13 protein-coding genes are annotated in these 13,122 nt (G+C 70.7%); 5 read left to right on the top strand and 8 right to left on the bottom strand.

Features of this window, described 5'->3' with window-relative positions; genetic code table 11:
- Positions 1-122 precede the first annotated feature (122 nt).
- From lnt to miaB, 5 genes are all read right to left on the bottom strand, one after another.
- The gene (lnt, locus tag QC818_RS14505; RefSeq protein ID WP_309653578.1) at positions 123-1,589 is read right to left on the bottom strand and encodes an apolipoprotein N-acyltransferase; all 1,467 of its coding nucleotides are present in this window, start codon (positions 1,587-1,589) and stop codon (positions 123-125) included.
- A 24-nt stretch (positions 1,590-1,613) separates the two neighbouring features.
- Positions 1,614-2,483: an HlyC/CorC family transporter gene (locus QC818_RS14500; RefSeq protein ID WP_309653577.1), complete on the bottom strand. Its 870-nt coding sequence runs from the start codon at positions 2,481-2,483 to the stop codon at positions 1,614-1,616.
- Positions 2,480-2,992: an rRNA maturation RNase YbeY gene (ybeY, locus tag QC818_RS14495; RefSeq protein WP_309653576.1), complete on the bottom strand. Its 513-nt coding sequence runs from the start codon at positions 2,990-2,992 to the stop codon at positions 2,480-2,482. The genes QC818_RS14500 and ybeY overlap by 4 nt, the downstream gene beginning before the upstream one ends.
- Complete coding sequence (locus tag QC818_RS14490; RefSeq protein WP_309653575.1) at positions 2,989-4,062, bottom strand: PhoH family protein; 1,074 nt, start codon at positions 4,060-4,062, stop codon at positions 2,989-2,991. Before QC818_RS14490 ends, ybeY begins: the two co-directional genes overlap by 4 nt.
- 229 nt (positions 4,063-4,291) lie before the next feature.
- Positions 4,292-5,635: a tRNA (N6-isopentenyl adenosine(37)-C2)-methylthiotransferase MiaB gene (miaB, locus tag QC818_RS14485; protein ID WP_309653574.1), complete on the bottom strand. Its 1,344-nt coding sequence runs from the start codon at positions 5,633-5,635 to the stop codon at positions 4,292-4,294.
- 398 nt (positions 5,636-6,033) lie between these two features.
- Here miaB and QC818_RS14480 point away from each other — a divergent pair, with 398 nt between their 5' ends.
- Positions 6,034-6,672 (top strand): TIGR04211 family SH3 domain-containing protein, encoded by a 639-nt coding sequence (locus tag QC818_RS14480; protein WP_309653573.1) that lies wholly within the window; start codon positions 6,034-6,036, stop codon positions 6,670-6,672.
- Between the two features lie 11 nt (positions 6,673-6,683).
- Positions 6,684-7,325, top strand: a complete 642-nt coding sequence (locus QC818_RS14475) for a class I SAM-dependent methyltransferase (protein WP_309653572.1) — start codon at positions 6,684-6,686, stop codon at positions 7,323-7,325.
- 30 nt (positions 7,326-7,355) lie between these two features.
- Here the strand turns inward: QC818_RS14475 and QC818_RS14470 are convergent, their stop codons facing one another.
- Together QC818_RS14470 and ggt are read right to left on the bottom strand one after the other, a co-directional pair.
- Entirely contained in the window at positions 7,356-7,943 is a 588-nt protein-coding gene (locus QC818_RS14470; RefSeq protein WP_309653571.1) for a YajG family lipoprotein, read from the bottom strand.
- A gap of 53 nt (positions 7,944-7,996) precedes the next feature.
- Positions 7,997-9,736 carry a gamma-glutamyltransferase gene (gene ggt, locus QC818_RS14465; RefSeq protein WP_309653570.1) on the bottom strand — a complete coding sequence of 580 codons (1,740 nt, stop codon included), beginning with the start codon at positions 9,734-9,736 and terminating at the stop codon, positions 7,997-7,999.
- Positions 9,737-9,866: 130 nt separating this feature from the next.
- Here ggt and rpe point away from each other — a divergent pair, with 130 nt between their 5' ends.
- From rpe to QC818_RS14450, 3 genes are read left to right on the top strand one after another with little or no spacing between them, the layout of a single operon-like run.
- Complete coding sequence (rpe, locus tag QC818_RS14460) at positions 9,867-10,565, top strand: ribulose-phosphate 3-epimerase (RefSeq protein WP_309653569.1); 699 nt, start codon at positions 9,867-9,869, stop codon at positions 10,563-10,565.
- Position 10,566: 1 nt separating this feature from the next.
- A complete protein-coding gene (locus QC818_RS14455; protein ID WP_309653568.1) occupies positions 10,567-10,860 on the top strand; it encodes a GIY-YIG nuclease family protein in 294 nt (97 codons plus the stop codon).
- A gap of 17 nt (positions 10,861-10,877) precedes the next feature.
- A complete protein-coding gene (locus QC818_RS14450) occupies positions 10,878-11,732 on the top strand; it encodes a mechanosensitive ion channel family protein (protein WP_309653567.1) in 855 nt (284 codons plus the stop codon).
- Between the two features lie 27 nt (positions 11,733-11,759).
- On the opposite strand, the gene QC818_RS14445 is transcribed toward QC818_RS14450, so the two are convergent.
- Positions 11,760-13,055, bottom strand: a complete 1,296-nt coding sequence (locus tag QC818_RS14445; RefSeq protein ID WP_309653566.1) for an NAD(P)/FAD-dependent oxidoreductase — start codon at positions 13,053-13,055, stop codon at positions 11,760-11,762.
- Positions 13,056-13,122 lie beyond the last annotated feature (67 nt).

Raw genomic sequence — 13,122 nt, 5'->3', positions numbered from 1 at the left:
GGCGTAAGGGGCGGCCTGGCCGCCCCTTGTGCTATCTGGAGCAATCAGGCTTCGCTGCCTCGCACCTCGCACCTCGCACCTCGCACCTCGCACCTCGCACCTCGCACCTCGCACCTCGCACCTCACACCTCCCGGCGCAGCCGCAGGCCCGGCAATACCAGCAGCGCGGCCAGCGCCCAGACCGGCCAGCTGCCGGTGCGGGAGAAGGGCGTCAGGCCCTGGCGGGGCACGACCTCGCCGACGAGGATCGCCTGCTGGAACTGCGGCACCCGTTCGGTGATGCGCCCGTGGGCGTCGATCAGGGCGGTGACGCCGTTGCTGGTGGCGCGGATCACCGGGCGGCCGTTCTCCAGGGCGCGCAGCCTGGCCATCTGCAGGTGCTGCAGCGGGCCGATGGAGGCGCCGAACCAGGTATCGTTGGAGACCGTCAGGATCACCCCGGAACGCCGCGCCTGCTCGGCCACCAGGTCGGCATAGATGATCTCGTAGCAGATGGCGTTGCCCAGCCGGGTGCCGGCCACGCGCAGCGGGGCCTGGGCGGCCGGGCCCGGCGTCATGGTGGGCATCGGCAGGTCGAAGAAGGCGATGGCCCCGCGCAGCAGGCGCTCCAGGGGCAGGTATTCGCCGAAGGGCACCAGGTGGCGCTTGCGGTAGGCCTGTCCGTCGCCGCCCGCCTCGAGCACGCTGTTGTAGTAGAGGCCCTCGCCGTCGCGCTGCAGGATGCCGGTCACCAGTCGGGTGTCGGGCGGCAGCAGCGCCCGGGCGCGGGCCAGGATCGGGCGCGCCTGGTCGGCGAACATCGGCAGCGCGGCCTCGGGCCAGATCACCAGGTCCCGGTCGTCGCCCACCGCGGCGGTGAGCGACAGGTAGGTCTCGACGGCGACCCGCTGGCCCTCCGGGGTCCACTTGATCCGCTGGGGCAGGTTGCCCTGCAGCAGGGCGACCCGCAGCGGCTCGGCGGCGGGCGAGGTCCACTGGGCGGGCAACGCCAGGGGCGCCAGCCAGAGCCCGGCCAGCGGCAGCACGGCCCAGGCGCGACGGCGCAGCGCCTCCACGCCCAGCGCCCCGGTCAGCGCCACGGCCAGCGACAGCAGGTGGACGCCGCCGATCGGCGCCCAGGGGGCCAGGGGCGCATCCACCTGGCCGCTGCCCAGCAGCAGCCAGGGGAAGCCGGTGAACAGCCAGGTGCGCAGGGCCTCGCCGAGCACCCAGGCCCCGGCGAAGCTCAGCGGAGCCAGGCGCGGGCCGCACAGGCGCCGGTAGAGCCCCAGAGTGACGGCGAAGAACAGCGCCAGGGCGGCGACGAACAGCGCCGTCAGGGCCAGCGCCAGGGGCACACCGGTATAGCCGTAGTCGTGGATCGAGACGTAGACCCAGGAGGCCCCGGTGCCGAACAGGCCGAGCCCGTAGCACCAGCCGCGCAGGGCGGCGCGGCCCGGCGACAGCGTGGGCAGGCCGGCGTACAGCAGCCCGGCGGCCAGCGGCGCCAGCCACCAGAGGTGGAAGGGGGCCGCGGACAGGGTGGTCAGCCCGCCGGCGGCGATGGCCGCCAGGGGGCCGAGCAGCCGGCGGATGCGGGGTGGCAGCATGGCAACCGTCCTTGGCGAGGGGGATCAGTCCGTGGTCGCATCCCGGGCCGGCTCGGCCTCCAGCAGGCGGATGCGGCGGTTGTCGGCGTTGAGCACGGTGAAGCGCCAGCCGCCGATCTCGGTATGTTCGCCGCGCCCCGGCAGGTGGCCGAAGCGCTGCATCACCAGGCCGCCCAGGGTGTCGAACTCCTCGTCCGAGAAGTGCGTGCCGAAGCGCTCGTTGAAGTCATCGATCGGCGTCAGGGCGCGGATGGCATAGCGCTCGTCGCCCAGCGCGCGGATGTCCTCTTCCTCGTCGGTGTCGTGCTCGTCCTCGATGTCGCCGACGATCTCCTCGAGGATGTCCTCGATGGTGACGATGCCCGCGGTGCCGCCGTACTCGTCCACCACCACGGCCATGTGGTTGTGGGTGTCGCGGAACTCCTTGAGCAGGCTGTTGAGGCGCTTGGATTCCGGCACGAACATCGCCGGGCGCAGGACCTCCTCGAGGCGGAAGGGATGCCCGTTGTCCTGGCCGCCGCGCAGCAGGGGCAGCAGGTCCTTGACCAGCAGGATGCCCTTGACCTCGTCGAGGTTCTCGCCGACCACCGGGTAGCGGGAGTGGCCGGTCTCGAGGATCACTGGCAGGTATTCCTCCAGCGGCTGGTCGAGCGCGATGGCGGTGACCTGGGAGCGCGGGATCAGCACCTCGCGGACCTGCTGGTCGCTGATGTTCAGCGCGCCCTCGATGATCATCATGGCATCCTGCTCGAGCTTCAGCCGGGTGGCCGCCTGGCGCAGGAACTCCAGCAGCTCGTCCCGTGAGCTCGGCTCGTCGCTGTCGCTGGTCAGGGCGCTGAACAGCTTGTCGAGCCAGGATCGGTTGCCCTGGCTACTCGATCGGTCTTCGCTCATGCGTCGGGTCTCTCGTCCTCGGTATCGGAATCGCGATCAGGCGGGCTGGGCGTCAGGTAGGGGTCGGCGATGCCCAGGCCGGCAAGGATCTCCCGCTCCAGGGCCTCCATGGCCTCGGCCTCGTCGTCCTCGATATGGTCATGGCCCAGCAGGTGCAGCAGGCCGTGGATCACCATATGAGCGTAGTGATCGTGCACCGCCTTGTCCTGATCCCGGGCCTCGGCGAGCACCACCGGGTGGCAGATCGCCAGGTCGCCGAGCAGCGGCAGCTCGATGCCGGGCGGCGTCTCGAAGGGGAAGGACAGCACATTGGTGGGCTTGTCCCGGTCGCGGTAGTCGCGGTTGAGCGCCCGGCTCTCGGCGGCGTCGACGAAGCGCACCGTCACCTCCGTGCGGGCCTCGTCGGGATGGCGGGCCAGCACGGCCTCGGCCCAGGCCTCCAGCGCGGCCTGGTCGGGCAGGCCATCGGCCTCGAGCGCCACCTGGCGGTCGACGACGGCGCGGGTCATGAGCGACCCTCGCCGCCGTCCTGGCGCTCCCGGCGCTCCTGACGCAGCGCCTCGCGCTCCTCGCGCCTGGCGCGGGCCTGGGCCTCCTCCTCGGCCTCGAAGGCGTCGTAGGCCTCGATGATGCGCTGCACCAGGGGGTGGCGCACCACGTCCTTGGCGGCGAAGTGGGTGACGCCGATGCCCGGCGTGCCCTTGAGCACCTCGAGCACCTGGATCAGTCCCGAGGTCTGGCCGCGGGGCAGGTCCACCTGGGTGATGTCGCCGGTGATCACCGCCGTGGAGCCGAAGCCGATGCGGGTCAGGAACATCTTCATCTGCTCGCGGGTGGTGTTCTGGCTCTCGTCGAGGATGATGAAGGCGTTGTTGAGCGTGCGGCCGCGCATGTAGGCCAGCGGCGCGATCTCGATGATCTGGCGCTCGATCAGCTTGGCCACCTGCTCGAAGCCGATCATCTCGTAGAGGGCGTCGTAGAGCGGGCGCAGGTAGGGATCGATCTTCTGGGCCAGGTCGCCGGGCAGGAAACCGAGCTTCTCGCCGGCCTCCACCGCCGGGCGCACCAGCAGGATGCGGCGCACCTCCTGCTGGTTGAGGGCCTCCACCGCGGCGGCCACGGCTAGGTAGGTCTTGCCGGTGCCGGCCGGGCCGATGCCGAAGTTGATGTCGTGGGCGCGGATGCTCGAGACGTAGTTCTGCTGGTTGAGCCCCCGAGGCTTGATCAGCGCCTTGGGGGTGCGCAGCAGCACCTCGTCGTCGCCGCCGGGGCCTTCCTCCTCCTCGAGGGCCTGAAGGCCGGACTCCTGGAGGAAGAGGTGCACGGTGTCCGGGGTCAGCTCGCTGGCCTCGGCCTCGCGATAGAGGTGCTCGACCACGTTGGCCGCGGCCTTGACCCGGGGACCGGGGCCGGCCAGCTGGAAGACGTTGCCCCGGTTGCGCAGCGTCACGCCGAGACGCGACTCGATGAGCTTGAGATGCTCGTCGTGCTGGCCGCACAGGTTGGCCAGGCGCTGGGGATCGTTGGGCTCGAGGTTCAGGGTGATGACGCGGTTCGCCGCTGTGGATGGCTGGCTCAAGACGGGCGGGTCCGTGGGTTGATGGATGTCGGGGTCAGCTTACTGCCCCGGTAGCTAGAAGGGCAATGAAGGGGGCTCGGAAACAGGGCGGGGCCGATCCGGCGACGGTCCCGGAGTGCCGGACCATCGAGGAGTTGCCGGCCCCCATCCCCGGGCGCCGCAGGCCCTCCGCTTCGGCCTGCCCCGGCGCCTTGCACCCCTGCATCGGCCCATCGTGTCGTGCCGGCGTCTAGAAGCGCTCCGGGGAGGCCAGGTCGCCGCGCAGCGAGTTGGGCAGTGCCTCGGTGATCTCCACGTCGACGAAGTAGCCGATCAGTTCGGTGGGGTTGGGGGCGCGGAAGTTGACCACCCGGTTGTTCTCGGTGCGCCCGGACAGCTGGCCCGGGTCCTTGGGCGAGAAGCCGGTGACCAGGATGCGCTGGGTGGTGCCCACCATGCGCCGGCTGATCTGCATGGCCTGCTGGTTGATGCGCTCCTGCAGGATCGCCAGGCGCTGCTTCTTGACGGCCTCGGGGGTGTCGTCCTCGAGGCCCGCCGCGGGGGTGCCCGGGCGGGCCGAGTAGACGAAGCTGAAGGAGACGTCGAAGCCGATGCGGCCGATCAGGTCCATGGTGGCGGCGAAGTCCTCCTCGGTCTCGCCGGGGAAGCCGACGATGAAGTCCGAGGAAAAGCTGATGTCGGGGCGCAGCGCGCGGATGCGCTCCATCTTCTCCACGTACTCCTCGACGGTGTGGCCGCGTTTCATGGCGGCCAGGATGCGGTCGGACCCGGCCTGCACCGGCAGGTGCAGGTGGCTGACCAGCTCGGGGATCTCGTCGTAGGCCTCGATCAGGCTGTCGGAGAACTCCACCGGGTGGGAGGTGGTGAAGCGGATGCGGTCGATGCCTTCCACCGCCGCCACGCAGGCGATCAGCTCCGCCAGGTCGATCTCCTCGCCGAGCCGGTTCTCGCCGCGATAGGCGTTGACGTTCTGGCCCAGCAGGTTGATCTCGCGAACGCCCTGATCGGCCAGGTGGATGACCTCGTCCATCACCGCCTCGAAGGGCCGCGAGATCTCCTCGCCGCGGGTGTAGGGCACCACGCAGAAGGTGCAGTACTTGGAGCAGCCCTCCATCACCGAGACGAAGGCGGTGGCGCCGTCGCTGCTCGGCTGGGGCAGGTGATCGAACTTCTCCACCTCGGGGAAGGTGACGTCGACCACCGAGATCTGGTCGTCGGCGCGGGCGTCGAGCATCGACGGCACCCGGTGCAGGGTCTGGGGCCCGAACACCATGTCCACCTGGGGGGCGCGCTTGCGAATGGCCTCGCCCTCCTGGCTCGCCACGCAGCCGCCCACGCCGATCACCAGGTCCGGATTGGCCTCCTTGAGCTTCTTCCAGCGACCCAGCTGGTGGAAGACCTTCTCCTGGGCCTTCTCGCGGATCGAGCAGGTGTTGAGCAGGATGACGTCGGCGTCGCGCTCGTCGTCGGTGAGCTCCAGCTGGTGGGATTCGCCGAGCAGATCCGCCATGCGCGCGGAATCGTACTCGTTCATCTGGCAGCCATGCGTCTTGATGAAGAGTTTCTTCGCCATAAGAATAGGTCGTGGCGCCTGGGCCCGACGGGTTTCACCGGTGGATAGGGATTCGGATTCGCAGGAACACGAGGCGGCCGCGGGGGCCGTCCGACGAGGGCCTGTATTATACGCGTCGCCGCGGGCAGGGGCCAGGGTGCCCCGGGGGCTGTGGTATCCTGAGCCGCCTCCGTCGGGTGGGTGGGCGGTCACGAAATGACCGATGCGTCGTCTTGTCGACAGCCATGCCGCCTGGCCGAGGGTTTCCAGCGGTTGTCCCGGCAGTTGTCCACAGAAGCTGTGGATGACCGGGCGCCGCGCCTCGCAATCATCGCCGCCGGCGGGTCAGGGAAGGGCCGTGCCGGCCACCATCGCCGCGGAGCAGCGCAAACAGAGCCTTGGATAGCCAGGATGACGGCATGACCATGCAACGATGCAAGACACTGATGACCCTGGGCGCGGTGCTCGGGGTCCTGGCCCTGCCGGTGCAGGCCCAGCAGGACGACGCCCGCTCGGCCTCCCACTGGGTGGCCGACGACCTGACCACCTTCGTGCGCAGCGGACCCACCGACGGTTACCGCATCGTCGGCACCCTGACCGCCGGCGAGCCGGTGGAGGTGCTCGAGACCCAGGGCGACTATGCCCGGGTGCGCAGCCGGAGCGGCGACGTGGTGTGGGTGCCCGCGGGCGATCTCCAGGACTCGCCCAGCGCGCGGGTACGCCTGCCCGAGCTGGAGGCGCGGGTCCAGACGCTCTCCGAGGAGCTGTCGGGCATCAACGAGACCTGGGAGAGCCGCATGGCCTCGCTGACCGAGACCCTGGAGGTGCGCGAACGGCGCATCGCCGAGCTCGAGCAGCGCAACCATGCGCTGGAATCGGAGAGCGAGGCCTCACGCAGCACCATTCGCGAGCTGCGGGCGCGCCTGGACACCCAGGAGGAAGACCTGCTGATGCGCTACTTCATGTACGGCGGCGGGGTGGCCGGGGCCGGGCTGCTGGTCGGCCTGATCGTCCCGCACCTGCCGCGTCGCCGTCGCAAGCGCGACCGCTGGTTCTGAGCGGAGGCCCCATGAACGACGAATGGCAGCGGCGCTGGCGCGAGGGACGCATCGGCTTCCACCGCGACGCGGAGCATCCGGCCCTGGTGCGCCACTGGCCGGCGCTCGGCGTCACCCCCGGCACCAAGGTGCTGGTGCCGCTGTGCGGCAAGAGCCTGGACATGCGCTGGCTGGCCCGCCACGACCACCCGGTGCTGGGCATCGAGCTGGCCGAGGAGGCCATCGAGCAGTTCCTGGCCGAGGGCGTGGGCGAGGTCTCGCGCTACCACCACGACAGCTTCGCGGTCAGCCGCCAGGGCAGCATCGAGCTGTGGTGCGGCGACTTCTTCCATTTCCACATCGAGGAGGCCGCCGAGATCGGGGCCTTCTACGATCGTGCGGCACTGATCGCCCTTCCGGAGGCGACTCGCCAGCGCTACGCCTTCCACCTGGCCCAGCTGATCCCCCCCGGCAGCCGCGGCCTGCTGATCGGCCTGACCCGGGCCCCCGGCGACGAGGGCGGCCCGCCCTACAGCGTCGGCGCCGAGGAGATCCGCGCGCTGTTCGAGCCCAACTTCGAGCTCGTCCACCTGGAAGACGGTGCCCCCGAGCCGGGCAGCGGCTTTCGCGAGAGCGTCTGGGCGCTGACCCGGCGCGGCCCGCGGGGCGACTGAGCGCCGCGAGCCTCCCCGGGGACGCGGCGCTCAGCGCGACAGCAGGCCGGCCAGCGCCGGGTCGCCGAAGGCGCGATCCAGGGCGTCGGCGAGCAGCGCCTCGACCATCGCCTGGTTGGCCTCGCGGTCCGGCTTCACCGCGTACTGCCGGCTGCGCCGCGCGGTGTAGGTGCCGGTGTGGGTGGTGCCGTCGTGACGGGCCTCGGCCACCAGCACGGCCGTCAGGCGCACGCTGCCGACCAGCGGCGGCGCCTCGCCGCGATCGTAGGCGAGCCGCTCGAGGGTCAGCGTCAGGCGGGGGCGGCCGGGCGCGGCGTCGCGGGTGGGGCGAAAGCCCATGTCGCGCACGGCCCGCTCGGCCTCGGCCTGCAGCCGGGCCGTCAGCGCGCCGGGGTCGACGATGATCACCGCCGTGGTGCCGGCACTACCGGAGCGGGAACCGATCACCGCCTCCTCGCGGGCGTCGCGGGCGATCACCCGAACCGCCTGGCCCCGGCCCACGGCCGGCACCTGGACGCTGCGTTCGGGCGCCGGCTGCAGATAGTGGGGGCCGGCGCAGCCGGCCAGCCAGCCCGCGGCCAGCAGCACCAGGGCGAGCCCCGGGCGGTAGCGTGTCATCGCGGCCCGCCGCCGGTTCAGGGGGCGCGCCCGTGGTCTCGTCGCGCGCACCCTCACAGCCCCATGGCCGAGGAGGTGGCCCGCCGCGGGTCGGCGCCCCCGTAGAAGCGGCCGTCGTCGATCACGATCGACTGGGCCGCACCCATGGCCGATTGCTGGCGGAGGGTGTGGCCGCGGGCCTCGAGCAGCGACAGGGTGTCGGGACTGAAGCCGGCCTCGATGCGCAGCTCGTCGGGCAGCCACTGGTGGTGCAGGCGCGGCGCGCTGACCGCCGACTGGATGTTCATGCCGTGGTCGATGACGTTCATCACCACCTGCAGGGTGGTGGTGATGATCCGCGAGCCGCCGGGGCTGCCGGTGATCAGGTAGTTCTCGCCGTCGCGCTTGACGATGGTGGGGGTCATCGACGATAGCATGCGCTTGCCGGGCTCGATCCTGTTGGCCTCGCCGCCGATCAGGCCGTAGGCGTTGGGCACGCCGGGCTTGGCGGAGAAGTCGTCCATCTCGTTGTTGAGCAGGAAGCCGGCGCCCTCCACGGCGATGCCCGAGCCGTAGCTGAAGTTGATGGTGTAGGTGTTGGAGACCGCCAGGCCATCGTCGTCGGCGATCGAGAAGTGGGTGGTCTCGTTGGACTCGAAGGGCGCCGGGTCGCCGGCGGCGATCTCGTCGCTGGGCGTGGCCCGATCGATGGCGATGCCGGCGCGCAGCGCATCGGCATAGCCCTCGGAGGTGATGCCGTCGAGCGGCACCTCGACGAAGTCGGTATCGCCCAGGTACTCGGCCCGGTCGGCGTAGGCGCGCTTCATGGCCTCCGCCATCAGGTGCATGGTGTCGGCGGCGCCGAAGCCCATGGCGCCGATGTCGTAGGCCTCGAGGATATTGAGCATCTGTACGATGTGGGCGCCGCCGGAGGAGGGCGGGCTCATGGCGTAGATGTCATGGCCGCGATAGGTGCCGTGGCTCGGCTCGCGGATCACCGGCCGGTAGCCGGCCAGGTCCTCGCGGGTGATCAGGCCGTCGTGGCGCTGCATCTCGGCGACGATCAGCTCGGCGGTCTCGCCCTCGTAGAACTCCCGCGCGCCCTGCTCGGCGATGCGTTGCAGCGTCGCCGCCAGGTCCGGCTGGCGGAAGGTCTCGCCCACCGCGTAGGGGCTGCCGTCTTCCTTGTAGAACATCGCCCGGGTGGCGTCCCACCTCGTCAGGCGCTCGCCGGCCTCGGCCACGCCGTCGACGAAGCGCTGGGGCACCGTGAAGCCTTCCTCGGCCAGGCGGATCGCCGGCGCCAGCGCCTCGGCCAGGCTCAGGGTGCCGTACTCCTCGAGGGCCAGCGCCAGGCCGGCCACCGTGCCGGGCACCCCGGCGGCGCGGTGGGTGAAGCGCGACCACTCGGCGACGGCGTTGCCGTCCTCGTCCTGGAACATGGTCTCGGTGGCCCCGGCCGGGGCGGTCTCGCGGTAGTCGATGGCGATCACCTCGCCGCTGGCCTCGTCGGAGATCAGCATGAAGCCGCCGCCGCCGATGTTGCCCGAGCGCGGCTGGGTCACCGCCAGGGCGAAGCCGGCGGTGACCGCGGCGTCCACGGCGTTGCCGCCCTCGGCGAGCACCTCGTGGGCCACCTCGGAGGCCAGGAAGTGGCTGGTCGCCACCATGCCATGGGTGCCGACCTCGGGATGGAAGCGTTCGCCCTCGAGAATCGCCGACTGGCCCAGGGCGAGCGAGGGCGCGAGCAGGGCCCCGACCAGCAGGCGGGGGGCGAGGGCACGGTGCAGGCGGCCGGGCGTGGGGAAGCGCATGGACCTCTCCTTAGTCTCTGACGGCGGGATCCTTCACTATTGTCGTCCGGAGGCGATGGTGCAAGGCGAGGGCGCCCGATGCTGTTAGAATGCCCGGCATCGTGAACGCGACCCAACAGGATGGCCTTCGATGAGCGACGCCTCACCCGACTTCCAGATCGCCCCCTCGATCCTCTCCGCCGACTTCGCCCGGCTCGGCGAGGAGGTCGACGATGTCCTCGCCTCCGGGGCGGATATCGTCCACTTCGACGTCATGGACAACCATTACGTGCCCAACCTGACCATCGGCCCGATGGTCTGCGAGGCATTGCGCAAGCATGGCGTGACCGCGCCCATCGATGCCCACCTGATGGTCAAGCCGGTGGACCGGTTGATCGGCGACTTCATCGATGCCGGCGCCACCTACATCACCTTCCACCCCGAGGCCTCCGACCACATCGACCGCTCGCTGCAGCTGATCCGCGACGGCGGCTGCAAGCCCGGCCTGGTGTTCAACCCGGCCACGCCCCTGTCGTTCCTCGACCACGTCATGGACAAGGTCGACATGGTGTTGCTGATGAGCGTGAACCCCGGCTTCGGCGGGCAGTCCTTCATCCCGGCGACCCTCGACAAGCTGCGCGAGGCGCGCGCCCGCATCGATGCCTCGGGGCGAGCGATCCGCCTGGAGATCGACGGCGGGGTCAAGGTCGACAACGTCGCCGAGATTGCCCGCGCCGGCGCCGACACCTTCGTCGCCGGCTCGGCGGTGTTCAAGGCTCGCAACGAGGCCGATCCGCACCGCTACGACGGGGTGATCCGCGAGTTCCGCCGCGCCCTGGCCGAGGCCTGAGATGGCCGAGGCGGGTCGTCGCTGGCACCTCTACGTGATCGAGACCGCGGCGGGCGCCCTGTATACCGGCATCACCACCGACGTCGCGCGGCGCCTGGCCGAGCATCGCGGTGGTCGCGGCGCCAAGGCGCTGCGCGGCAAGGGGCCCCTGCGCCTGGTCTATCGGGAGGCGGTGGGGGATCATGGCGAGGCGCTGCGGCGCGAGGCCGCCCTCAAGCGCCTCGACGCCGCGGCCAAGCGGCGCTGGCTGGCGGAGCGGCCGGCCGCCGAGGACACCGGGACACCCGTCCCCTAACGTGACAGGGAGATCGAATGGACACGCAATGGCTCACCGACTTCGTGCAGATGCAGGGCACGAGCTTCGTCATCAACCTGGTGGCGGCGATCGCCATCTTCGTGGTCGGCCGCTGGGCGGCGAAACTGCTGAATCGGCTGGCCATCAAGGCCATGCAGCGGGGGCGGCTCGATCCCCTGCTGGTGAAGTTCCTGGGCAATATCCTGCACGCCCTGATGCTGATCTTCGTGGTGCTGGCGGCGATCAGCCAGGTGGGCATCCAGACCACCTCGCTGATCGCGGTGATCGGCGCGGCCGGCCTGGCCGTGGGCCTGGCCTTGCAGGGGTCGCTGGCCAACTTCGCCGCCGGGGTGCTGGTGATCATCTTCCGGCCCTACAAGATCGGCGACTATGTCGAGGCCGGCGGGGTGGCCGGGACCATCGACGACGTCCAGATCTTCACCACCGAGCTTTGCACGCCGGACAACCGCCGGATCATCGTGCCCAACGGCCAGATGATGAACGGCGCCATCACCAACTACTCGAGCCACGACATCCGCCGGGTGGACCTGGTGGTCGGCGTGGGCTATGACGACGACATCGATACCGTGCGTCGGGTCCTGGAGGCGGTGGTGGCCGACGATCCCCGGGTGCTGGCCGATCCGGCGCCGAACATCCGCATGAGCGCCATGGGCGACTCCAGCGTCAGCTGGATCGTGCGCCCCTGGGTCAAGGCGGCGGACTACTGGGACGTCCACTGGGAGATGACCGAGGCGATCAAGCGGCGCTTCGACGCCGAGGGCATCCGCATTCCCTTCCCGCAGCGCGACGTGCACGTCTACCACCACGGCGAACGGACGGCGGAGCGCCCGGCGGCGGCCCTCGAGCGCTGAGGCCTCGCCGCCGGGCGCCCGGGGCGCTCAGTGCAGCTTGAGACGCGGCTTGAGGAAGCGGTTGAGCCCGTCGACCACCACCATCAGCCCGGTCTTCAGCATGCCGTGGATGGCCCGCTGGTGCATGCGGTACAGCGAGGCGTAGAAGAACTTGGCCAGGTGGCCCTCGATGAACAGGCTGCGCGCCGAGGCGCCGCGCATCAGGCTGCCGATGGCGTCGAAGTGGGCCAGCGAGATCAGCGAGCCGCGGTCGCGGAACACGAAGGGCTTGAGCGGCTTGCCCTCGAGGCGGGCCAGCAGGTTGCGGTAGAGCCGTTGCGCCTGCTGGTGGGCGGCCTGGGCCCGGGGCGGGACGCTGGAGCCGTCCGGCTGCGGGCAGCTGGCGCAGTCGCCGAAGGCGAAGATCCGCTCGTCGTCGACGCTCTGCAGGGTCTCGTGGACCCGCAGACGATGGTTGCGCTCGGTGGAAAGGCCCAGCTCCGAGAGCAGGGCCGGCGCCTTGATGCCGGCCGCCCAGACGCCGAGGTCGATCTCGATGCGTTGCTCGTCGGCGGTGACGATGGCCGCGTCGGTCACCTCGGTGACCCGGGTGCCCGTGTGGACCCGGACGCCGAGACGCTCGAGCTCGGCGTGGACCGCGTCGCTGATGCGCTCGGGGAGGGCGGGCAGCACCTTGGGGGCGGCCTCGATCAGGTGCACCTCGAGCTGCTCGCGGTCCAGGGTGGTGAAACCGTAGCTGTTGAGCATCTCGGAGGCGCCGTACAGCTCGGCGGCCAGCTCGACGCCGGTGGCGCCGGCGCCGATGATGCCGACCACCATCTTCATGGGTCGCTCCCGGGGCGCGTTGTAGCGCAGGAAGGCGTTGAGCATCGCCTTGCGGAAGGCCTCGGCCTGGTGGGGGCTGTCGAGGAAATGACAGTGTTCGGCCACGCCGGGGGTGCCGAAGTCGTTGCTGACGCTGCCCAGCGAGAGCACCAGCTCGTCGTAGGGCAGGGTCCGGGCCGGCAGGACCTCCTGGCCGTCCTCGTCGAGCACCGGCGCCAGGGTCAGGGTGCGCGCCTCCCGGTCCAGGGCGCTGAGGGTGCCCAGCTGGAAGCGGTAGCCGTGGGTCCGGGCGTGTCCCTGGTAGGCGATCTCGTCCAGGCCCGAGTCCAGGGCGCCGGTGGCCACCTCGTGGAGCAGCGGCTTCCAGATATGGGTGGGGTTGCGATCCACCAGGGTGATCTCGGCCCGGCCGCGCCGGCCCAGTCGTCGGCCGAGTCGGGTCACCAGCTCCAGGCCCCCGGCGCCGCCGCCGACGACCACGATTCTTGGTACGCTCATCGAGTAAGCTCCTGAGAAAATGGGAGTACCAGCATAAGCGCCGGGGCCGCCCCTGCCCATGCCCCGA

Origin of the sequence: Halomonas koreensis, assembly GCF_031451675.1 — a bacterium.
Taxonomy (GTDB): Bacteria; Pseudomonadota; Gammaproteobacteria; order Pseudomonadales; family Halomonadaceae; genus Halomonas; species Halomonas koreensis.
The sequence above is the reverse complement of the archived record's forward strand: the minus strand, read 5'-3'. Positions and strand labels throughout refer to the sequence as shown.